23 protein-coding genes are annotated in these 20,849 nt (G+C 71.1%); 8 read left to right on the top strand and 15 right to left on the bottom strand.

The window, feature by feature from the left end:
• Window positions 1–23: 23 nt before the first annotated feature.
• The 3 genes from P0Y48_11685 to P0Y48_11695 all read right to left on the bottom strand — a co-directional run bounded on the left by P0Y48_11685 (window position 24) and on the right by P0Y48_11695 (window position 1,523).
• Window positions 24–398 (bottom strand): hypothetical protein, encoded by a 375-nt coding sequence (locus tag P0Y48_11685; GenBank protein ID WEK13118.1) that lies wholly within the window; start codon window positions 396–398, stop codon window positions 24–26.
• Window positions 395–1,045, bottom strand: a complete 651-nt coding sequence (locus P0Y48_11690; protein ID WEK13119.1) for an acyl-CoA synthetase — start codon at window positions 1,043–1,045, stop codon at window positions 395–397. The genes P0Y48_11685 and P0Y48_11690 overlap by 4 nt, the downstream gene beginning before the upstream one ends.
• Window positions 1,046–1,148: 103 nt before the next feature.
• Complete coding sequence (locus P0Y48_11695; GenBank protein WEK13120.1) at window positions 1,149–1,523, bottom strand: nuclear transport factor 2 family protein; 375 nt, start codon at window positions 1,521–1,523, stop codon at window positions 1,149–1,151.
• Window positions 1,524–1,625: 102 nt separating this feature from the next.
• Between P0Y48_11695 and P0Y48_11700 the strand changes: the two genes are divergently transcribed.
• Window positions 1,626–2,801 carry a PQQ-dependent sugar dehydrogenase gene (locus tag P0Y48_11700; GenBank protein ID WEK13121.1) on the top strand — a complete coding sequence of 392 codons (1,176 nt, stop codon included), beginning with the start codon at window positions 1,626–1,628 and terminating at the stop codon, window positions 2,799–2,801.
• 129 nt (window positions 2,802–2,930) lie between these two features.
• Here the strand turns inward: P0Y48_11700 and pdxH are convergent, their stop codons facing one another.
• The 8 genes from pdxH to P0Y48_11740 all read right to left on the bottom strand — a co-directional run bounded on the left by pdxH (window position 2,931) and on the right by P0Y48_11740 (window position 9,773).
• On the bottom strand, window positions 2,931–3,590 hold the full coding sequence (gene pdxH / locus P0Y48_11705) for a pyridoxamine 5'-phosphate oxidase (protein WEK13122.1): 660 nt from the start codon (window positions 3,588–3,590) through the stop codon (window positions 2,931–2,933).
• Between the two features lies 1 nt (window position 3,591).
• Window positions 3,592–4,038, bottom strand: a complete 447-nt coding sequence (locus P0Y48_11710; protein WEK13123.1) for a hypothetical protein — start codon at window positions 4,036–4,038, stop codon at window positions 3,592–3,594.
• The gene (locus P0Y48_11715; GenBank protein WEK13124.1) at window positions 4,031–4,462 is read right to left on the bottom strand and encodes a VOC family protein; all 432 of its coding nucleotides are present in this window, start codon (window positions 4,460–4,462) and stop codon (window positions 4,031–4,033) included. The genes P0Y48_11710 and P0Y48_11715 overlap by 8 nt, the downstream gene beginning before the upstream one ends.
• A gap of 10 nt (window positions 4,463–4,472) precedes the next feature.
• Window positions 4,473–4,847 carry a helix-turn-helix transcriptional regulator gene (locus P0Y48_11720; protein WEK15067.1) on the bottom strand — a complete coding sequence of 125 codons (375 nt, stop codon included), beginning with the start codon at window positions 4,845–4,847 and terminating at the stop codon, window positions 4,473–4,475.
• A 109-nt stretch (window positions 4,848–4,956) separates the two neighbouring features.
• Window positions 4,957–6,270 carry a hypothetical protein gene (locus P0Y48_11725; protein ID WEK13125.1) on the bottom strand — a complete coding sequence of 438 codons (1,314 nt, stop codon included), beginning with the start codon at window positions 6,268–6,270 and terminating at the stop codon, window positions 4,957–4,959.
• Complete coding sequence (locus P0Y48_11730) at window positions 6,267–7,139, bottom strand: N-acetylneuraminate synthase family protein (GenBank protein WEK13126.1); 873 nt, start codon at window positions 7,137–7,139, stop codon at window positions 6,267–6,269. Before P0Y48_11730 ends, P0Y48_11725 begins: the two co-directional genes overlap by 4 nt.
• Window positions 7,140–7,498: 359 nt before the next feature.
• Complete coding sequence (locus P0Y48_11735) at window positions 7,499–8,698, bottom strand: acylneuraminate cytidylyltransferase (protein ID WEK13127.1); 1,200 nt, start codon at window positions 8,696–8,698, stop codon at window positions 7,499–7,501.
• Window positions 8,699–8,822: 124 nt separating this feature from the next.
• Window positions 8,823–9,773: a Gfo/Idh/MocA family oxidoreductase gene (locus P0Y48_11740; GenBank protein WEK13128.1), complete on the bottom strand. Its 951-nt coding sequence runs from the start codon at window positions 9,771–9,773 to the stop codon at window positions 8,823–8,825.
• A 68-nt stretch (window positions 9,774–9,841) separates the two neighbouring features.
• On the opposite strand from P0Y48_11740, the gene P0Y48_11745 reads away from it, so the two are divergent.
• Window positions 9,842–10,765 carry an NADP-dependent oxidoreductase gene (locus P0Y48_11745; GenBank protein WEK13129.1) on the top strand — a complete coding sequence of 308 codons (924 nt, stop codon included), beginning with the start codon at window positions 9,842–9,844 and terminating at the stop codon, window positions 10,763–10,765.
• Between the two features lie 171 nt (window positions 10,766–10,936).
• Here P0Y48_11745 and P0Y48_11750 read toward each other — a convergent pair whose 3' ends face one another.
• From P0Y48_11750 to P0Y48_11765, 4 genes are all read right to left on the bottom strand, one after another.
• Window positions 10,937–11,269, bottom strand: a complete 333-nt coding sequence (locus tag P0Y48_11750) for a hypothetical protein (GenBank protein WEK13130.1) — start codon at window positions 11,267–11,269, stop codon at window positions 10,937–10,939.
• A 156-nt stretch (window positions 11,270–11,425) separates the two neighbouring features.
• The gene (locus tag P0Y48_11755; protein WEK15068.1) at window positions 11,426–12,193 is read right to left on the bottom strand and encodes an alpha/beta hydrolase; all 768 of its coding nucleotides are present in this window, start codon (window positions 12,191–12,193) and stop codon (window positions 11,426–11,428) included.
• Between the two features lie 71 nt (window positions 12,194–12,264).
• Window positions 12,265–13,797 carry an MATE family efflux transporter gene (locus tag P0Y48_11760; protein WEK13131.1) on the bottom strand — a complete coding sequence of 511 codons (1,533 nt, stop codon included), beginning with the start codon at window positions 13,795–13,797 and terminating at the stop codon, window positions 12,265–12,267.
• A gap of 121 nt (window positions 13,798–13,918) precedes the next feature.
• The gene (locus P0Y48_11765; protein WEK15069.1) at window positions 13,919–14,785 is read right to left on the bottom strand and encodes a 3-methyladenine DNA glycosylase; all 867 of its coding nucleotides are present in this window, start codon (window positions 14,783–14,785) and stop codon (window positions 13,919–13,921) included.
• Between the two features lie 124 nt (window positions 14,786–14,909).
• On the opposite strand from P0Y48_11765, the gene P0Y48_11770 reads away from it, so the two are divergent.
• The 6 genes from P0Y48_11770 (at window position 14,910) to P0Y48_11795 (ending at window position 20,803) form a co-directional block, all read left to right on the top strand.
• Complete coding sequence (locus P0Y48_11770; protein WEK13132.1) at window positions 14,910–15,824, top strand: DUF808 domain-containing protein; 915 nt, start codon at window positions 14,910–14,912, stop codon at window positions 15,822–15,824.
• Between the two features lie 34 nt (window positions 15,825–15,858).
• Window positions 15,859–17,253: a serine hydrolase gene (locus P0Y48_11775; GenBank protein WEK13133.1), complete on the top strand. Its 1,395-nt coding sequence runs from the start codon at window positions 15,859–15,861 to the stop codon at window positions 17,251–17,253.
• A 37-nt stretch (window positions 17,254–17,290) separates the two neighbouring features.
• Window positions 17,291–17,830: a YaeQ family protein gene (locus P0Y48_11780; GenBank protein ID WEK13134.1), complete on the top strand. Its 540-nt coding sequence runs from the start codon at window positions 17,291–17,293 to the stop codon at window positions 17,828–17,830.
• Between the two features lie 513 nt (window positions 17,831–18,343).
• Window positions 18,344–18,802: an SRPBCC family protein gene (locus P0Y48_11785; protein WEK13135.1), complete on the top strand. Its 459-nt coding sequence runs from the start codon at window positions 18,344–18,346 to the stop codon at window positions 18,800–18,802.
• 128 nt (window positions 18,803–18,930) lie between these two features.
• The gene (locus P0Y48_11790; GenBank protein WEK15070.1) at window positions 18,931–19,872 is read left to right on the top strand and encodes an SDR family oxidoreductase; all 942 of its coding nucleotides are present in this window, start codon (window positions 18,931–18,933) and stop codon (window positions 19,870–19,872) included.
• An 82-nt stretch (window positions 19,873–19,954) separates the two neighbouring features.
• Complete coding sequence (locus P0Y48_11795; GenBank protein WEK13136.1) at window positions 19,955–20,803, top strand: helix-turn-helix transcriptional regulator; 849 nt, start codon at window positions 19,955–19,957, stop codon at window positions 20,801–20,803.
• The last annotated feature ends 46 nt before the right edge of the window (window positions 20,804–20,849 follow it).

The following is a 20,849-nucleotide window of genomic DNA, read 5'->3' on the forward strand; positions in this document are numbered from 1 at the left end:
GGAAGCGCTGAGGGAGATGGGACCTAGCGCTGGGGCGGATCGACGTCGGAGGCACCGGTGGACGGGTGCGACGGCGCGGCATCCGTTCCCGGCGTCTCCTCTTCGGGGACGAGCACCGGACGGTCGATCTGCTTCTGGAGCTGCGCCGGGTCGACGGCGAGGAGCAGCAGCGCGATCGTCACGAGGGTGACGATGAAGACGATGCCCGCGACGACGCCCGCGACGACCCACGCCTTCAGGTGAGGGTGCATCTCGCCGGGCGCCACGGGACGAGGCTCCTGGAAGATGCCCATCGACATGAGCGTGATCGCCCCGCCGAACACGGCGGCGATGAACGCGAGACCCAGCAGCTGCGCGGGCTTCATCAGCTCCCGGCGGGTGGGATGCGGATCGGTCATGCGCGCTCCTCCGCGTTCTGGCCCACAGCGGGGCCGACCTCGGACGTGGCATGGTCGTCGCCCGAACGGCGCGGCGAGAATCCGGCGATCCCCAGGAACACCGCGACGACGGCCGCGTAGCCGCCGAAGAGGCCGACGCCGATCGTGATGCCGGTCAGGACGCCCGTCTGACCCGCTTCGCGGATGAAGTACTCCAGGCTGTACGCCGGGTTCACGAGCAGCAGCCCCACCCCGAGGGCCAGCGTGACGGCGCCGATCAGGATCGCATCGCGCGCGTGCTCGTCGACGGCGCGGCGACGGATGCCGGAGATCAGCTCGACGAGGCCGGTCGCGAGCGCCCACGCGATCACGAGCACGAAGAAGAGCGTGGTCGAACGGATGCCGGGGAGACCGGCGATCATGCCGGTGACGAGCGTCAACACGCCCAGCAGCACGGGGGTCGCGCGCGCGCCCGCACCGTAGGCGAGCCACGCGCCGAAGAGGAGGACCAGCGCCGTGGCGATCGCCCAGCCGCTGAAGACAGCGAGTCCGACACCGGCGGAGTGGTCGGGCGAGAAGGTGACCATCGCCGCCGCCAGCGCCGCGAAGAGGGCGCGGGCGACCTGCACGTTGCGCACCTGGAAGGTGCGGACGGGGGCAGCGGACACGGCGGAACTCATCGATCGGGACGGACGCGGTACCCGTCCAGTCTAGGTCGTCCGGGGTGCGAGCATCCGATCGTCGCCCGCCTCCCCCTCCGGACGGGGGCGGTTACGCGACCGTCCGCTCCAGGTGCCACACCTTCGCGACGATCTGCCAGCCGTCGGGGCCGTCGACGAAGGAGAGGTGGTCGACGAAGATGCTGTCCAGCACGCGCAGGCGCACCCGCACCGAGGCGGCGGTGTCCGAGAGCTCGTCGACGACGACGATCTCCTCCTCGCGCTCCTGGCCGACCGAGGCGGGCGACGTGCGCGTGCGGACCACTTCACGCCACACGGGGTAGGGGTCGACGGTGACGACGCCCTCGTCGACGTCGAAGAGGCTGCTCGCGGGGTGGAACACCGTATCGAGCAGGTCGACGTCGCAGTGGTACAGGCCGCGGAAGTACGCGTCGACGGCGTCATGCAGAGCAGAGGTTCGAGTCATAGGGCGACAGTGCCAGAACCGAGGCCGCGAGGAAGCCTGCGGCGGACGCTTTGGCAGGATGCGGTGGGTGACAGGCAGGATGGCCCCGACTACCGTGGATTGATGCGGCCCTCCCCCTCGACCGATGTCCGACGCACCGCCGGCGCCTCCCTCACGGCGGTGCTGGCGGGCGCCCTGCTCCTCACGGGGTGCGGTGCGCCCCAGGCGGCACCGACCTCCCCCGCCGCGACGAGCGCAACGGCGACCCCCACGCCCACACCGACTCCCACTCCGACGCCCACGCCGACTCCGGATGCCGAGCCGCTCCCCGACGAGCCGGAGACGTTCGCCGAGGGCCTCGACGCACCGTGGTCGATCGCCTGGACCGCCGACGGCATCCCACTCGTGAGCGAACGGGACACCGGCCGCATCCTCGAGTTCGACGACGAGGGAGAGGCGCGCGAGGTCGGCACGGTCGCCGGCATCCGTCATGGCACGGAAGGGGGACTGCTCGGCCTCGCCGTGCACGAGGGCGACCTTTTCGTGTACTTCACGGCATCCGACGGCAACCGGGTCGTCCGCTACGACCTCCTCGGCACGGCCGGCCGGTACCGCCTCGGTGACCGCGACACCCTCCTCGAAGAGCTGCCGTTCTCGCCGGTGCACAACGCCGGACGCATCGCCTTCGGACCCGACGGCATGCTGTACGTGCCGATCGGCGACGCGCGCAACCCCTCGGCGGCACAGGACCCCGACGTGCGGCGCGGCAAGATCCTGCGCGTCGAGCCCGACGGGTCGGTGCCGTCCGACAACCCCACGAAGGGATCGCCCGTCTACAGCATGGGCCACCGCAACGTGCAGGGACTCGTGTGGGACGACGACGGCACCCTGTACGCGAGCGAATTCGGCCAGAACGCGTGGGACGAGCTCAACGTCATCGAACCGGGCGGCAACTACGGCTGGCCGATCGTCGAAGGCACCGGCGGGGAAGGGCGCGGCTTCATCGACCCGATCGCCACGTGGCGGACGTCCTCGGCGAGCCCCAGCGGCATCGCGCTCGTCGACGGCACGATCGTCATCGCGAACCTGCGCGGCGAAGTGCTGCGCGCCGTCTCCACGAGCGACCCCGGCACGCAGCGCGAGTACTACGCCGGCGAGTACGGGCGGCTCCGCGACGTCGCCGTGGGTCCCGACGGCGCCCTGTGGATCCTGACGAACAACACCGACGGCCGCGGCGACCCCCGCAGCGGCGACGACCGCATCCTGCGGGTCGACCCGGCATCCGTCACCGCCGACTGACCCCTGCGCCGTGTCGGAAAGCCACCCGAAAGTGGCGCAACACGCGGCATCCCGACGAAGGATGCCGCAGAGTGCGCCACTTTCTCGGCACATCGCGCGTCGGATGCCAGGGGTCAGGGATCCCAGGGGTCAGGGCTGCAGGCGCTCGATGCCCCAGCTCTCGCCCGCGCGGGTGAAGACCAGCCGGTCGTGCAGGCGCGACGTGCGCCCCTGCCAGAACTCCACGCGGCGCGGTGCGAGCCGGTATCCTCCCCAGCGCGGCGGTCGCGGAACGGCGGTGCCCTCGGGGTACCTCTCCTCGACGGCGCGCACCTGCGCCTCGAACTCCCCCCGCCCGGCGACCGGCTGCGACTGCGCACTCGCGGTCGCCGCCACGCGCGAGCCATGGGGGCGACTCTCCCAATACGCGTCGGACTCGGCATCCGAGACGAACGCGATGTCTCCCGTGACGATCACCTGCCGGTGCAGCACGTACCAGGGGAAGAGCAGCGTCGCGGCCGGGTGCGCGGCCAGTGCCTGACCCTTCCGCGAGGAGCGGTCGGTGAAGAACACGAAGCCGCGCTCGTCGACGCCGCGCAGCAGCACGGTGCGGCTCTGCGGGTCGCCGTCGGCCCCGATCGTCCCGAGGACCATCGCGTTGGGCTCGTACACGCCGCGATCGGCCGCCTCCCCGAGCCACCGGCGGAACTGCGCGACCGGGTCGCTCGACAGATCCCGCTCCTCGAGGCGCTCCACGCCGTAGTCGGTGTGACGCGACAGCGCAGCGTCGTCGTCGTGCGCGGGCGCCACGTCAGGCGACCGCCGTCGCGATGAGCGCGCGCAGCTTCTTCTCCGCTGCCGGGGTCATCTCCAGGAGGGCGAACGACACCGCCCACATCTCGCCGTCGTCGATCGCCGCATCCTCGGCGAAGTTGACGGTGCCGTACCGCGTGTCGAACTTGGATGCCGGCTGGTAGAACAGGATGTTCTTGCCGTCCTTCGCGTAGGTCGGGAACCCGTACCAGGTCTTGGGATCGAGGCCGGGAGCCTCCTCCGACACCATGACGTGCAACCGCTCGGCGATCACCCGGTCGGCGCCGGACAGCCCCTCGATCGCGGCCAGGCACGCCTCCAGCTCCTTCGCCTTCTTCACCGCGCCCTTGACGCCCTTCATCTCCTTCAGCTCGGCCGCGCGCTGCTGCATCGCCTCGCGTTCGCTGTCGCTGAAGCCGCTCTTCGTGTCGCGCTTCTCACTCATGGCCGTTCTCCTTCTGCGGGGTCTGCTGAATGCGGATGAGGTTGCCCGCCGGGTCGCGGAACGCGGCATCCCTCACGCCGTAGTCCTGCTCGATCGGTTCCTGCACGATGTCGGCCCCGACCGCCTCGATGCGCGCGAACGTCCCGTCGAGGTCGTCGGTCGCGAGGTTGACGCCGAAGTAGCTGCCCTTCGCGATGAGTTCGAGCAGCAGCGTGCGCTCCTCCTCGGTCACGTCGTAGCCCACGGCGGGCGGGTGCAGCACGATCGCCGTCGACGGCTGACCCGGCGGGCCGACCGTGATCCATCGCATGTCTTCGTACCCGACATCGAGGCGCACCTCGAACCCGAGGACGTCGCGGTAGAAGGCGAGGGATGCCTCGGCATCCGTGTGCGGCAGGAAGCTCGAGTGGATCGTGATGTCCATGGGCACCACGTTACGACCGGCTGCCGCCAGCCGCTTCTCGATTCCTGACCGGTCTGGTCACCTGCTTGGCGATGCACGGCAGCATGCCCGGACGGAACGGCGCTCCCTGCGCGCGGTACACGCTCGGCGACACCCCGACCAGTTCGGTGAAGCGCGTGCTGAATGTGCCGAGCGACTGGCATCCCACCTCGAAGCACACCTCGGTGACGGTGAGATCGCCGCGTCGGAGGAGGGTCATCGCCCGCTCGATGCGGCGCGTCATGAGGTACGCGTAAGGCGACTCCCCGTACGCGAGGCGGAACTGCCGACTCAGATGGCCGGCCGACATGTGCACTCCGCGCGCGAGCGACTCGACATCGAGCGGACGCGCGTACTCGCGGTCCATCCGGTCACGCACCCGTCGGAGCGCGACGAGCGTGTCGAGATCCTGCCCGGTGGCCACGGTCCGATCATCCCACGGGGGCTTCCCGCGGCCGGCGGGCCGGCACCGGCACTCAGCCGTCGACGCCGACGGGGCGGCGGCGCAGGAGCGGCTCCTGGCGGAGCGCCGGCGTCACGGTGATGTCGCTGGCCGCATCGGCCCACGAGTGCGCACCGCGGTTGCCGCGCAGCCGGCGGCGCACGAGGATCGCGGCACGCAACGGCATCCCGACCGCGAGTGCCACGAGGCCCGAGAGGGAACGGTCCTCGCCGCCCAACACGATGCGTCGCTCCCACGCCACGCGCAGCGCGCCACCCCGCCGCACCGGCTGCTCCCGAGCGGGCAGGAGCCCGAGCCGGCGCTGCACCACGAGGTCTTCCACGTCTTCCCACCAGGTCGCGTCGGCCGGGTCGTGGAAGTAGTTCTGCGTGAGCCAGCCCGGAGCGGGATGCCGGAACCGCCGCGCGATCACGGCCGCCGCGTCGCCGAACAGACCCGAACCGCGGAACACGGTGTTCAGGTTCTCCTTGCTCACCCCGAACGTGTCGAGCGCGATGACAGGGACGCCGAGCGCGATGGCCTCGACGGCGGCTGTGGAGCTCACGGTGACGAGACCCTCCGCCGAGGCGAGGGCGGCCCGCATCGGCTGGTACGAGAAGACGAGGTTCGCCGGCCGGTCGGCCAGCAGCCCCTCGTAGCTCTCGCGGTCGACGTGCGTCTCGTTCTCGCCCGCTCGCGACCGCAGCTTCACCACGACGCGGCGGTCGGGGTGCGCGAGCGCGGCATCGCGCAGCACGGTCGCCACCTCCCGACGGTCGGCACTGGTCAGCGGCACGAGAGCTTGCGCGGCGAACACGAGATCAGTGCCGCCGGCGGGACGCGGCCGCGGGGCGGCGAACGGGAGGCTCGCCAGTCCGATGCGGAGGTCGGCATCCAGTCGACGCGCCAGATCGCGGAACGCACGCTCCTCACGGTGCGAGTGCACGAGGAAGAGGTCGCTCTCGCGGCGGTAGGTCACGGCGCCGCGCTGCGCGGGGATCGAGATGCCGGGGAGCCCGGTGACCACGACCGGTCGCGGGTGCACGCGATCGATCTCGCGCATGACGAGCCGCGCGAAGGGTCCGCGTCCGGCGATCACGACGACGTCGGGGCGTTCCCGCGTGAGCCAGCCGGCGAGCGCGCCGTGCGGCAGCCGCGTGACGTCGTCCACGCCGAAGGGCGTGCCGTCGAGCGCGCTCTCCTCCTGCGCGGCACTGACCGTCAGGGGCGTGCGGACCAGAACGATGCGGCTGTCCGCCTGCGGGACGGAGTCGAGCAGGGCGGCTGCCCATTTGACGAAGGAGTCGGCGTCGGCGACCGCGACGACCCGCAGGCGGCCCGTGGTCATGCCGGGACGCGACGGAGCTTCGCCATCGGCGCGAGCTCGCCGGGGAAGACGCGCTTCACACCATCGCCGAGAGCCTCCTCGATGACGCGGATGTCGCGAACCAGGTGCTCGAGGCCGGCAGGCTCGAGGGATGCCGAGTGGTCCGAACCCCACATCGTGCGGTCGAGCGTGATGTGACGCTCCACCGCGACGGCGCCCAGCGCGACGGCGGCGAGCGAGATCTGCAGCCCGCGCTCGTGCCCGGAGTAGCCCACCGGCACGCCGGGGAAGCGCGCCTGGAGCGCGGGGATCACACGGAGGTTCGCCTCGGCGGGCTCCATCGGGTACGTGGAGGTCGCGTGCATGAGGATGAGGTTCTCGCGGCCGAGCACCTCGACGGCGGCGTCGATCTGCTCCAGCGTCGACATGCCCGTCGACAGGATGATCGGCTTGCCCGTCGCGCGGAGCGCCTCGAGCATCTCGCGGTCGGTGAGAGACGCGGATGCCACCTTGTGCGCGACCACATTGTGGTCTTCGAGGAAGTGCACCGACGGCACGTCCCACGGCGACGCGAACCAGTCCAGCCCGGACATCGTGGCGTAGTCGCCGATCTCGACGTACTCCTCGTGACCGAACTCCACGCGGTAGCGGTACTCGAGGTACGACATCGTTCCCCAGGGGGTCTCGCGGGGCACGTCGCGCATGTGGGCGGGCGTCGCGATCTCGGGGGTGCGCTTCTGGAACTTCACGGCGTCGGCGCCGGCGCGCTTGGCGACATCGATGAGCTGCTTCGCGATCTCGACGTCACCGTTGTGGTTCAGACCGATCTCGGCGATGACGTAGGCCGGGTGGCCCGGGCCGACGGTGCGCGTTCCGATGCTGACAGTCATGGTGGTGGTCCTCTCGTGACGCCGCTCGCTCAGCGACGCCGTGCGGCCAGTGTCCGCTCGCGAGGTGAACGGACGGCCACGCGCAGATGACGCGAGCCTCGCGCCGCGGTGTCGATTCGTCTGCGGTGCGGGGCGGGGCGGCGAGAAGGTGGCGCAGTCTGCGGCGCCGGTGCGAGAAGGTGGCGCAGTCTGCGGCATCCCTCGCGACCCGCGGCGAGAAAGTGGCGCAGGTTGCGGCATCCCGCGCGGTATGGCCGCACATTGCGCCACTTTCTCGCGGGAAGAGGGAGGGAGAGGGAGAGAGGGAGAGGGAGAGCGAGAGAGAGAGAGAGAGGGAGAAAGGGAGAAAAGAGGGAGCGTCAGGCGCCGAGGACGAGTTCGGCGAGTTCGCGCACCGCGCCGTCGCCGCCGCGGCGGCTGAGCACCCGTCGGGCGATCGCCCGCGCCTCGGGACGCGCGTCGGCCACCGCGATCGGCCAGCCCACCCGTTCCATGGCGGGCACGTCGTTCACGTCGTTGCCGAGATACGCGATGCGCGACAGCGGGATGCCTCGGGCCGCCGCCCAGCGCTCGATCGCCGCGGCCTTGTCGTCGATCGACTGGAGCACCTCGACCTGCAGCTTCGCCGCCCGCGCGCCGACGACCGGGTGGGTCTCGGTGGACAGGATGAGGACGGGGATGCCGGCACGTCGCAGCCGCGCCACCCCCATGCCGTCGGATCGGCTCACCCGCACCCGCTCGTCACCGTGCGCGTCGATGAGGGCGGTGTCGTCGGTGTGGACGCCGTCGAAGTCGGTGACGACGGCATCCACGTCGATCGGTTCGGACGTGTCGTCGACGAGCGGAGCGATCGCGCGGGCGAGCGCGAGCTGTGCGTGATCGTCGATCTCGACCGCCGACAACTCCGGCACGGCCACGATGCCGACGCGGCCGAAGAACCGGTGCCCGGATCGGCGGAACCCCTCCGCCCCGAACGCGTAGAACGCGCCCGTCTCCCAGTAGTGAGGGTCGCGGTCCTGCCGTCGGGGACGGCGTGCGGCGTCATGGTTGAGGGCGGTGGCGGTGGCATCCGCGTCTCTCGCCCAGAGGAAACCGTACGTTTCGAATGCGGAGAAGGCCGAGTCGTATCCGCCGCCGTCGACCATCGCCACGGCTTCGTCGATGCCGGAGGAGGAGATGAACGGCGACGTCGCCTGCAGGAAGACGACGGTGCCGACCTCGTGACCCGCCCGTGCCAGCTCGTCGAGGGTGTGGAGGAGTGCGCTCTCCGAGGATGCCGTCGAGCCGGCGATCTCGGCGGGGCGCTCGACGACATCGGCGCCCGCATCGGCGGCGACCCGGGCGATCTCCGCGTCGTCGGTGGAAACGACCACCCGGTCGACGCGCTGTGCGGCGCGGGCGGCGGCGACCGCGCGAGCCACGAGCGGAACGCCGCCCACGGGGAGCACGTTCTTCCGGGGAACCCCCTGCGATCCGCCGCGGGCGGGGATGATCGCGACCGTGATCGCGGCGCCGGATCGATCGGTCTTGGCCGGTCGATCGCTCACGGGCTCGGCCACGTCGGCTCCCTCCGCGCGCGGGTCGGTCGCCGCACGCACCCGTCAGGGTGCCCGTGCGCGGTGACCGGCCGGGGAACCGCGAGTGAACGACGGGCGTCGCGGATGCCGTCCGCCCGGGATGCCGTCAGCCTGCGGTGCGGCGGATGTCCTCCACGGCGCGCAGCACCGCGAGAGTGCGCTGCTGATCGACGGTCGGGTCGTCGTCGCCGCGCACCAGCGCCGCGAAGCGCTCCACCTCGTAACTCATGTTGTTTTCGTCGCCGTCGATGCGGTGCTCCTCCGGCTCACCCCCGAGCGGCGTGAACACGACGACACGGGGGTCGGTGATCCGGTCGATCGTGAGCGTGCCGAGCTCCCCCTGGATTTCGCTGGGCCGAGTCGAGGCGGTGATCTTCGAGAAGCCGATGTCGGCGACGAAGCCGGGATAAGTGAGCAGCGCGGTGCCCGCCCCGTCGGCGCCCGTCGCGATCGTCACGGTCACGCCGGTGACGGCATCCGGAGCGCCGAACAGCGCGATCGCAGCACTCAACGGGTAGACGCCGAGGTCGAACAGCGCCCCTCCCGACAGTGCGGGGTCGAAGATGTTCGGCGTCTCCCCGTTCAGGACCAGGTCGTAGCGGGCCGACCGCTGGCACAGCGCGAACGAGACGCGCCGCACGACGCCGACCTTCGGCAGCAGGTCGCGCACCGCCCGCAGGCCCGGGTCGTACGCGTTGCGCATGCCCTCGAAGACCACCACGCCCCGCTCGGCGGCGTAGCTGACCAGCTCGGCGAACTCCTCGGACGTCGGGGTCGCCGGCTTCTCGAGGAACACGTGCAGGCCGAGGTCGATCGCGGCGCGCGCCTGCGTCGCGTGCGCACCGTTCGGCGAGCCGACGTAGACCGCGTCGACCCGTCCGGCGAGCGCGGCGAGATCGTCGACGGCATCCGGGATGCCGGTGCGCTCCGCGAACGCACGACCCCGGTCGAGGTCACGCGAATACGCGATCTCGACGGCGATCCCGTCCACGCGCGACACCGCCTCGATGAAGCGCTCGGTGATGGTGCTGGTGCCGATGGTCGCGAGTCTGATCACGGCATCCACGTTAGGCGTGTGCGCCCGGGGGAGGAATGCGCGCGGGGCCGCTGTCGTTGGCATCCGGCATGAAGGCACTCGTCTATCGCGACTTCGGCGGCTCCGACCGCTTCGAGATCACCGACCTCCCCGCTCCCCACATCGGCCCCGACACGCTCGTCGTGCGGGTCGTCGCGGCGGGACTCAACCCCGTCGACTACAAGGTGCGCGAGGGCTACCTCCGCGGCCTCATCGACACGGCCCTCCCCGCCGTTCCCGGGTGGGACGTCGCGGGTGTCGTCGAGCAGACGGGCCTGGACACGCCCGAGTTCGCGGTCGGCGACGCGGTGCTCGCCTACGCGCGCGCCGACGTCGTGCAGCACGGCTCGCTCGCCGAACTCATGCCGGTGCCGGTGCGTACGGCCACCCTCAAGCCCGAGGGCATCAGCTTCGAGCAGGCCGCCGCGCTCCCCCTCACCGGGTTGACCGCGCTGCAGTCGATCGAGCGCTCGGGTCTAGGTGAAGGTTCCACCGTGCTCATCCACGGCGCGGCCGGCGGCGTCGGCTCGTTCGGTGTGCAGCTCGCCAAGCTGCGCGGTGCCCGCGTGATCGGTACCGCGTCGCCCCGCAACCACGACTACCTGCGTGATCTCGGGGCCGAACCGGTCGCGTACGGCGACGGACTCGTGGATGCCGCGAAGCAGCTCGCCCCCGAAGGGTTCGACGTCATCATCGACTTCGCGGGCGGGTCTTCCCTCGACTCCACGTCGGCGCTCCTGAAGGACGGCGGCCACGTCGTCTCCATCGCCGATCCTCGGGCCCGCACCGAGTTCGGCGGCGACTACGTGTGGGTGCGTCCCGACGCGGCGCAGCTCGGCGAGCTCGCGGCTCTCGTCGCCGACGGCACGCTGCGAGTCGAGATCGCCTCGACCTTCCCGCTCGACGAGGGTGCTGCCGCCTATGCGCAGCTGGAGGAGGGCCACACGCGCGGAAAGATCGTCGTCACGGTCTGACCTCCGTGGGGGCGTAGCGGGGCGGCGCATGACGCGGCGCGTGCAGAATCGCGGAGATGTGCACGATTTCGGATGCCACGAGGCACTTCGATCCGAAATGTGGTTCATCTCCGCGATCTGGCACGCCCCTGCGCGCCGCGCTGCGCGCTGCACGCGGGCCGAGCCACCCGCTCAGCTCATAGCGCGGTCGAACATCCCGAGGGCTAGCACCAGTCCCCCGATGATGACCGCGATGCCGAGGATCGGGACCCACGTCAGATCGCGGCGCGTCCGCCATGCGACGAACATCGCCCCCGCGGTGAGGACAAGGCTCGCGACGACGAGCGCCACGTACACCATGCCCGCACGATCCGCGCCGGCCAGATCGCAGTCCGGAGAGCACGCGTTTCCCGCGAACAACGTGCGGGAGACCCAGACGACCGTGGTGGCCACCGCAGCCACGATCTGCAAGACCGCCACGGCGGCCACCGCGCCGACGGCTCGGCGTCGGAAGATCACGGTCACCCGTTGCTCCGCCATGGTCAGCCGCCCGTCGTCCGCTCGCGCTGCGAAGCTAACCGCGGCCGACCCAGAGGGCAAGGAACGGGTGGCAACCGGCAACTGCCGGCCGGCAATCCGCGATCCTGCGCCCCAATCCTGCGCCCCACCCCCCACGCCCGCTCAGCCGGCGAGGAACTCCAGCGCGGCGGCGCGGAACACACGTGATCCCGGCGCGTTGAAGTGGTGCCGGTCGGGGATCTCGAGGAACTGCCCCCCTGGGCACGCGGCCGCGAGAGCGCGCGAGCCCTCGATGATCGCGTCGAGGGTGCCCGTCGCGAACAGCACCGGCTGGTGCGGCGCGTGGGCTGGGTCGGGGTCGGCCTGCTTCGACTCGCGCAGCCCGGTGGCGATCGCCAGAAGGGCCCGTAAGTCGTTCCCCGGCACGCGCTCGGTGAGGCGGATGTAGTTCTGGGTCACGGCATCCGTCACGGGGGTGCCGTGGTCGGCGAGCGCGCGCACCTGGTCGAGGTCGAGACGGGCGAGGGGGATGCCGTCGGGCACCCCGCCCAGCACGGCGCGGGGGATGCGGGGGGCGATGTCCTGCAGCACCTCCCACCCGACGCGGGCACCGAGCGAGTAGCCGACGTAGCGCGCCTCGTCGACGAGGTAGGTGTCGAGCAGCGCTTCGACGTCTCCGGCCAGCTGCCGCAGGCGGTAGTCACGGGCGTCGTGGGGCTTGTCGCTGGCACCGTGGCCGCGCTGGTCGAGCGCGAGCACCCGATAGCCCGCGCGCTGCAGGTCGCGCACCCACCCGGTGCTGACCCAGTTGTCCTTCGTGCTCGAGGCGAACCCGTGCACCATGACGACCGTCGGCTGATCCTCGTCACCCCACGAGTAGGTGGCGATGCGATGGCCCTCGCCGACCATGATGTACTGCGGGTCGGGCATCTCGGTCAGCTGGGGGAGATTCACACCCCCGATTCTGCACCCGCCCGCAACCCGCCCGCGCCCCCGCGAGCTCAGCGCCGCCGACTGCCCTCCCGGCGGACTCCGCGGCGGGTGAACACCCGGACCAGGTGGGCGCGGGTCGCCGTGGCGGCCGCGGCCGGCTGCTGCGGGAGCGCGATCGGCTGCGTGACGATCGCGTCGACGACCATCGAGCCGTCGCTCGGACCGATGACGGGGATGGCGGCGGTGGGTGTCGGCACGGCGGGCGTCACCGGCATCCGTGCCAGGCTCCGGTGCGCGCGCACGTACGCCGGGATGAGGATGACGACCGCGCCGAACCAGGCCAGGGGGTTGCTCCAGGCGACGCCGACGAACCCGAACCAGGCTCCCAGCACGACCGCGGCTCCCGTGCGTGCGAACAGCTCGACGACACCGGTGACGGTGGGGATCATCGTGTGGCCGAGTCCCTGCAGCGCGCCCCGCAGGATGAACAGCACGGCGAGCGCGGAGTACGTGGCGCCGTTGATGATGAGCATGAGCGCCGCGAGGTCGACGACCTCGTCGGAGCCGTCGCCGACGAACAGGCGCACGATGCCGGCGCCGAAGAGGATGAGCAGCGCGCCGAGCACGACCGCCGCCCCGAGCGCCAGCCATGTGGCCTGCACGACGCCGCGGCGGATGCGGTCGGGGCGTCCGCCGCCGTGGTTCTGCGCGACGAACATCGACGTGGCGAGGCCGAGCGACATGAGCAGCGCGACCGCGAGGCCGTCGACCCGGGATGCCGTCGTGTACGCCGCGACGGAGGCCGCACCCTGCTCGTTGAGCGCGACCTGCACCGCGAGGGTTCCGATCGCGATGATCGAAGCCTGGAACCCCATCGGCAGGCCGAGGCGCAGGTGCTCGGCCAGATCGGCGCGCGTCACGCGCCAGTCGTGGCGGCGCACGTGGAGCACCGGCACACGGCGGCGCACGTACTCGAGGCACAGGAGCACGGAGACCGCCTGCGACAGGACCGTCGCCAGCGCCGCCCCGGCGACACCCCAGCCCCACGGACCCACCATGAGCACGACGAGTCCGACGTTCAGCACGCACGCGAGCGTCAGGAAGACGAGGGGCGTGCGGGAGTCGCCGATGGCGCGGATGATCGCCGAGAGGAAGTTGAAGAACATCATCGTGCTCGCGCCGAGGAAGCTGATCTGCGCGAAGACGACGGCATCCTCCATGAGTTCCGTCGGCGTCTGGAGCAGTTCGAGGCCGGGGCGGGCCAGCATGGGGGCGAAGAGCGTGAGCACGACGCTCGTGATGCCCGTGAGCACCGCGCCGGAGGCGACCGACCGACGCACGGCCGCGTGATCCTGCGCGCCGAAGGCTCGGGCGGTCGGGATCGCGAAGCCCGACGTGAGTCCCCACGCGAACCCCAGCAGCAGGAACAGCAGACTGCCCGTCGCCCCGACCGCGGCGAGCGCGTCGACGCCGAGCCAGCGGCCCACCACGATCGCATCGGCGACCTGGTAGAGCTGCTGGACGACGTTGCCGATCAGTAGGGGCACCGAGAACGCGAGGATGACGCGCCAGGGGCTTCCGGTGGTGAGAGTGCGGGCCATGCGGATGCTTCCAGGACGAGAAGGGAAGAAGGGGATGCCGTCGCGAACGCGACCCGAACAGTCTATCGAATCGATTCGGGCGCGGGGAAGGGGAACGGCCTCGATGAGTCCCCCCGACGCCCTACCGCGCTGCGCTCAACGCGGTACTGACGATCGCCCGCAACGTCGCCCGCAACGGCGCGGCGCGTTCGGCGAAGCCTCGCTGCTGCGCGACGTACTCGGCCTTCCCCTCCGCGGTCTCGATCGCCACCGGCGCGTATCCCCAGTCGGCGAGGTCGTAGGGAGAGGCGCGCATGTCGAGCGTGCGGATGTCGCGCGCGAGCTCGAACGCGTCGAGCAGCACGTCGCCGGGCACGAGCGGACCGAGCTTGACGGCCCATTTGTAGAGGTCCATGTTCGCGTGGAGACACCCCGGCTGCTCGTTCGCCGCCTGCGTCTCCCGCGACAACGGCGCACGGTTGCGCGGCACGGCGTCGGGGGTGAAGAAGCGGAACGCGTCGAAATGGGTGCACCCGAGCGCGTGCGCATCGACGACGGCATCCGTCTCGTCCTGTCCGAGCCGGAGCGGCACGGGATGCCGATGCGTTCCCTGCCGGTAGACCATCGCCCACTCGTGCAGCCCGAAGCACCCGAACTGCGCGCGTCGGCTCTCCGTCGCCCGGAGGATGCCGGCGATGCCGCGCAGCATGAGCTCCTTCTCCCCCGCGAACCCCGCGACATCGACGACGACGTCGTCACCGTCGACGCGGTACCCCCGCCAGTGCGCGCGGGCGGTGGCCGCGGCATCCCCGAGTCGCACTCCCCCGCCCGGATGCCAGCGGCGCAGCACCGACGGCTTGTAGCTGTAGTAGGTGTACAGGAAGTCGTCGACGGGATGCGTGAGGCCGCGGGCGGCGCGCTCGCGGCGCCCGGCGGTCAGCAGGTCGGCGCGCTCCGCGTGCAGACGTTCCCGCTCGCGCCAGAGTGCGGGTTCGACCACCTCGACCACCTCGCCGGAAGACGCGTCGGCGAACGCGGCGAGGACGGTGGCGGAAGCGGGCACGCCACGAGGATACGCGGCGGGGCCGCGCGTGCCGTAAGTTGGCTCCGCCGGAAAACACTCGGGGGTCACTGTGTCCGTTGGTCTGCTCGCCGTCGTCGACGACATCCTCAGTGCTGCGCTCAAGGCGTCGGCGAAGTCGGCGGGTGTCGTGATCGACGACGCCGCCGTCACTCCGCAGTACGTGCAGGGCATCACCCCCGCCCGCGAACTCCCGGTCGTCGGCAAGATCGCCCTCGGGTCGCTCGCGAACAAGTTCCTGCTCATCATCCCCGCGGCGATGCTGCTGACGGCCTTCGCTCCGTGGGTGCTGCCGTGGCTGCTCATCGTCGGCGGTGCGTACCTCTGCTTCGAGGGCGCCGAGAAGGTGCTCGAGTGGTTCGGGTTCCACCACGGCCACGAAGACGAGGGCGGTCGCGACGAGAAGCGGCTCGTGGCCGGCGCGATCCGCACCGACCTCATCCTCTCCACCGAGATCATGCTGATCTCGCTGTCCAACATCGACCCCGACCTGAGCGTGTGGATGCGGCTCGCCGTGCTCGCCCTGATCGCCCTGCTGATGACCGGCCTCGTCTACGGCGCTGTCGCCCTCCTCGTGAAGATCGACGACATCGGACTGCGGATGGCCAAGAACCCGTCGCGTCGGGTGCGCCACACCGGGACGCGCATCGTCCGGTCGATGCCGGTCGTCTTCCGCGTCATCAGCATCGTCGGCACGGTCGCGATGCTCTGGGTCGGCGGTCATCTCCTCCTCGTCAACCTCGGCGAGGTCGGCTGGCACTTCCCCGTCGACGTGCTGCACGGCGTCGAGCACGCGCTCGAGCCGCTCGGCGGATTCATCGTCTGGCTGGGCGACACGGCCGTGTCGGCCGTCGCGGGGCTGGCGGCGGGACTCGTGATCGTCGGGGTCGTGCTCGGCGTCGCGAGGCTGTTCGGCCGTCGCCCGTCGTTCTCCGAGGGCGGCGAGGCCCCGAACTCCGCGCATTGAGCCCGGGCGGCTCGGTCCGGGGCAGACTGGGAGTATGACTTCCCCCGTGCCCCCGGCCGCCGTCCTCGCTCTCACCGAGAGCCTGTCGTCCGAAGGGCTCGACCCGCACGCCCTCGTCGTCGCGCGTCACGGCGAGGTCGTCGCCTCGCACGCGTGGACGCCGTGGGCGATCGACCGGCCGGCGCTGTCGTACTCGGCATCCAAGACCTTCACCTCGCTCGCCATCGGACTGCTCGAGGCCGAGGGGCGGCTCACGCTCGACGCGTCGGCGGGCGACCTCCTCGGACTGCCGAACCCGCACGGCATCACCGTGCGTCACCTGCTGACGATGAACACGGGCCACAACACATCGCAGATCGAGGCCTTCGGCTTCGACGTGGCGGCGCTCCTGTCCACCCCGCCCGCGGCGACCCCGGGCACGGCGTTCGCGTACAACTCGGATGCCACGTACGCGCTGTCGTGCATCGTCACGGCTCTCACGGGTGAGCAGCTGACCGACTACCTCCGTCCGCGACTGCTCGATCCGCTCGGTATCGGCCGGCGCTGGATGACGCCGGTGCGCGGTGTCGATCTCGGCGCATCGGGCTTCCACCTCACCACCGAGGACCTCGCGCGTCTCGGCATCATGCTCGGTGACGGCGGGCGCTTCGCGGGCGTGCAGGTCGTGCCGGCCTCGTACATCGACGAACTGTCGCGGGCGTGGTCGGATACGCGAGACCCCGCGCAACCGGACGATCCCGACAACGACTGGACCTACGGGTACGGGTATCAGGTCTGGCGCGGTCGCGAGGGCTTCCGGGTCGACGGCGCCTACGGGCAGTTCGCCGTCGTGCTCCCCGAGCGCGGCCTCGTGATCGCCTACCAGGGCGCGACGCTCGATACGCAGCGCACGATGCGCGCGTTCTGGCGCTTCGCCGAGGCGGTCGAGGTGGCCGATGCGGCGGCGGGGGCCGACACCGCAGCGCGTGCGGAACCGGGCAGCGTGGGCGCGTCCGACGCGTGGGACTCCCGCTCCTCCCTCGCACCGGCGCCGGACGGGACCATGGATGCCACGGGGGCGCTCCTCGACGACACCCGCGCCGGTTGGAGCCTCACCCTCCCGCCCACCGTCACCGGCGGGGCCGCGCAGACGTTCGCCGTCGGGGCCGCGGGATGGACCCGCACCGTCCTCGACCTCCCGGCCCCGGCCGATACGGCACCGCCGGTCGTCACCGTCCGCCCGGCCGAGGCGGGAGCCGTCGTCGTGGTCGAGGCGCGCGGCGAAGCGGATGCCGACGGCATCCTCGTCCACGTCGTGGTCGCCACGTCACCGCACCGCCTGATCGTGCGCCGCGGCGGGAACGGCGAGATCACCGCCGCATGGCACACCGTGCCGCTGGGCGGTGGGACCCTCGCCACCGTGGCCGTGCCGGCGTGGGTCGCGGAGTGACCGCCGCGCGCCGCCCGCGCGCGTAGGCTCGTTCGTCATGGCCATCGGCGCGACTCTGCACACCTTCACCGTCCAGCTCGCCGATGTCGATCGCGGCGTGTACGAGGAGTTGCCGCTGCGCGTGGCGCGGCATCCGTCCGAGACCGACGCATTCATGATGACGCGCGTGCTCGCCTATTGCCTCGAGTACGAGGAGGGCATCGCGTTCAGCGACGGGATCGCCGCGACCGACGAGCCGGCCGTATCGGTGCGCGATCTCACGGGCCGCCTGCTCGCGTGGATCGAAGTCGGTGCCCCAGACGCCGCGCGCCTCCACCGCGGCAGCAGCGCGGCCGAGCGCACGGCCGTCTACACCCACCGCGACCCGGACAAGGTCGCCGCGCTGTGGGCGGGGAAGCGCATCCATCGCGCCGATCAGGTGCTGCTGCACAGCTTCGAGCCCGGCTTCGTCGAGGCCGCGGCGGCTCTCGTGGAACGTCGCAACGAGATGACCCTGTCGGTGACGGAGCGTCGCGCGTATCTCGACCTCAACGGCACGGCGCTGACGTCGGCGATCGAGACGCGCGCCGCGCAGTAGGGCGGGGCCGAACGTTCGCCCCCGCGAGGTTCCTGGCCCCGGAAAACAGAAGAACCCCGGCGCGCATTCCCTCCCCCGGGACCGCGAGCCGAGGCTCTTCTTCGTTGCTGTGGGCCAGAGCCCAAGTCAATGTGTCGGGCGCTTCTTCCGCTCTCCCCCCAGAGAACCGAAGCGCTTAACGCATTGGTTTCACGGTACCCCGGGCCGCAGGTGCCGACGGCGCACTTCGAGGTTTTCGACGGCTTTCTTTGGGGAAACCTGAGCTTCCCGACGGGACGCTGGAGCGGAGGGGAAGGGGCGGTCGGCAACCCTGGGAAAGCTCCCGACCGCCCACCGGCTGACCACCCACACCCGGGGATCGTCCGGCGAGTGCCGCCACTCCCCCCGGAGTAGGCGCCCACCTCCACGGGAAGAGGCGAGCAGGCCCAGAAACGGCACTCGCAGAAGAAGACGGAGCACACCCCGAAACATGACGGGATTTCGCAGAATTTTCTTCGGCGTTACCGTGTGCACATGAGCACGTACATCGTCACCCGATCGATCGAGACCTCCGCATCGCCCTCCCGCGTTCACGCTTTCGTCGATGACTTCCGCCACTGGGCCGCGTGGTCGCCCTGGGAAGACCTCGACCCGTCGATGCGTCGTGCCTACAGCGGCGCCGATTCGGGTGTCGGGGCGCACTACTCGTGGACCGGCGATGGCAAGGTGGGCCAGGGCGAGATGACGATCGAGTCGTCCACGCCCGAGGCCATCGGCATCCGTCTGGAGTTCATCAAGCCGTTCAAGGCCCTGTGCCCGACGCGCTTCGAGTTCACGCCGGTCGGGGAGGGCACCCGCATCAGCTGGACGATGCAGGGCGAGAACCGAGGGCTCATGGTGGTGCTGGCGCCGCTGCTGCGCATCCAGAAGTCGATCGAGAAGGATTTCGATCGGGGTCTGGCCAAGCTGAAGGCGGTCGCCGAGTCCTCCTGACCGGAAACGAGTCCTCCTGACCGGAAAGGGGGACCGGCGATCCGCGGATGATTCTGCCCTGAACGCGGACGGCATCCGCGGACAGCATGGCTCGTGACGTCCGATCGGCCGTCGCGACCCCGAGGAGCATCGTGCCCACCCCCATCGACATTCCCGTGCCCGACCTCCACGGAACGCGCGCCGTCGTCACCGGCGCCAGCGACGGTGTCGGCTTCGAGATCGCCGCGCGTCTCGCGCGTGCCGGCGCGGAGCTGGTGCTGCCCGTGCGCAACCCGGCGAAAGGCGAGGATGCCGTGGCCCGGCTCCGCGAACGCACTCCGTCGGCCGCCGTCGAGCTGCTGCCGGTCGAGCTGTCCTCTCTCGCGTCGGTGGCCGACCTCGCCGCACGGTTGAACGAGGACGGCAGGCCGATCGGCATCCTCATCAACAACGCGGGTGTCATGACGCCGCCGGAGCGCGTCGTCTCACCCGACGGCTTCGAGCTCCAGCTCGCGACGAACCACCTGGGACACGTCGCCCTGGTCGCGGGGCTCCTGCCGCTCCTGCGAGCGGGCGATGCTCGGGTCGTGAGCCAGGTCAGCATCGCGGCGGATGAGCGAGCCGTGCAGTGGGACGACCCCAACTCCGAGCGGAGTTATCACGCCATGAGCGCGTACAGCTCGTCGAAGATCCTGCTGGGCCTCGTCGCCGCAGAACTCGACCGACGGAGCCGCGCGGCCGGGTGGGGGATGCGGAGCATGCTGTCCCACCCCGGCATCACGCCGACCAACCTCCTCGCGGCCCAGCCCGGCATGGGACGCGCGGACGACACGCGGGCCGTGCGTGTCATCCGGGCGCTGTCGCGCCGCGGCATCCTGGTCGGCACCCCCGCCTCCGCAGCGCTGCCCGCCGTGCTGGCCGCGACGAGTCCCTCGGCGGAGGGCGGTCGCCTCTACGGACCGCGGGGCTTCCGTCATCTCGGCGGGGCGCCCGCCGAGCAGAAGATGTACTCCCGGCTCACGGGTGTCGACGACGCTCGGCGGGCATGGGAGGTGACGGAACGCCTTCTCGGGATGCCGATCGGGCTGTAGCGAGACCCCACCGCAAGGACGACCCGCAAAGGGGGATCAGCGATCCCTTGCACGGCCCTCGGCGCGAGGGAAGACTCGGGTGATGGACAGACCGCAGCTCGCCGACTTCCTGCGGAAGCGGCGGGAGGCGCTGCAGCCCGAAGACGTCGGCCTCACGCGTGGTCGGCGCCGCCGCACCGCCGGGCTCCGCCGGGAGGAAGTCGCCGCATTGTCGGACATGTCGGTCGATTACTACAGCAGGCTCGAGCAGCAGCGCGGCCCGCAACCCTCGGAGCAGATGCTCGCCGCGCTCGCCCGTGGCTTGAGGCTCACCCTCGCCGAACGCGATCACCTCTTCCGGCTCGCCGGACACACCGCTCCGGAGCGACGCGGACAGTCCGACCATGTCTCGCCCGGCCTGATGCGCGTGCTCGATCGCCTCGCCGACACCCCCGCGCAGATCATGTCAGCGCTCGGAGAAACGCTCGCGCAGACGCCACCCGCACGCGTCCTGTTCGGCGACGAAACACGCTTCGACGGTCCGTGGCGCAGCATCGGCTACCGCTGGTTCCTGCACCCGCCGACGCGTGACGTGTACCCCGAAGCCGATCATCCCCGCCACTCGCGCGCGTTCACCGCCGACATCCGGGCCGTGTACGCCCAGCACGGCGCGACCTCCCGCGCGGGCGCCCTCGTGGCCGAACTCCTCGCCCGCAGCCCGGAGTTCGCGGAGCTGTGGGAGCAGCACGAACTCCGTGACCACCACACCCTCGACAAGAGGCTGCAGCATCCGGAGACCGGTGTCATCGAGGCGCAGTGCCAGGTGCTGGTCGATCCGGACACCGGCCAGTCGCTGCTCGTCATCACGGCGCAGCCCGGCACCGAGAGCTACGACCGGCTCAAACTTCTCGCCGTCATCGGCACCCAGCGGATGACGGCCGACGTCGAGTAGCGGTGACCGTGCGGATGATCGTCGTGGGATTCAGTCCGGCTGATGC

Origin of the sequence: Candidatus Microbacterium phytovorans (genome assembly GCA_029202445.1) — a bacterium.
GTDB classification, from domain to species: domain Bacteria; phylum Actinomycetota; class Actinomycetes; order Actinomycetales; family Microbacteriaceae; genus Microbacterium; species Microbacterium phytovorans.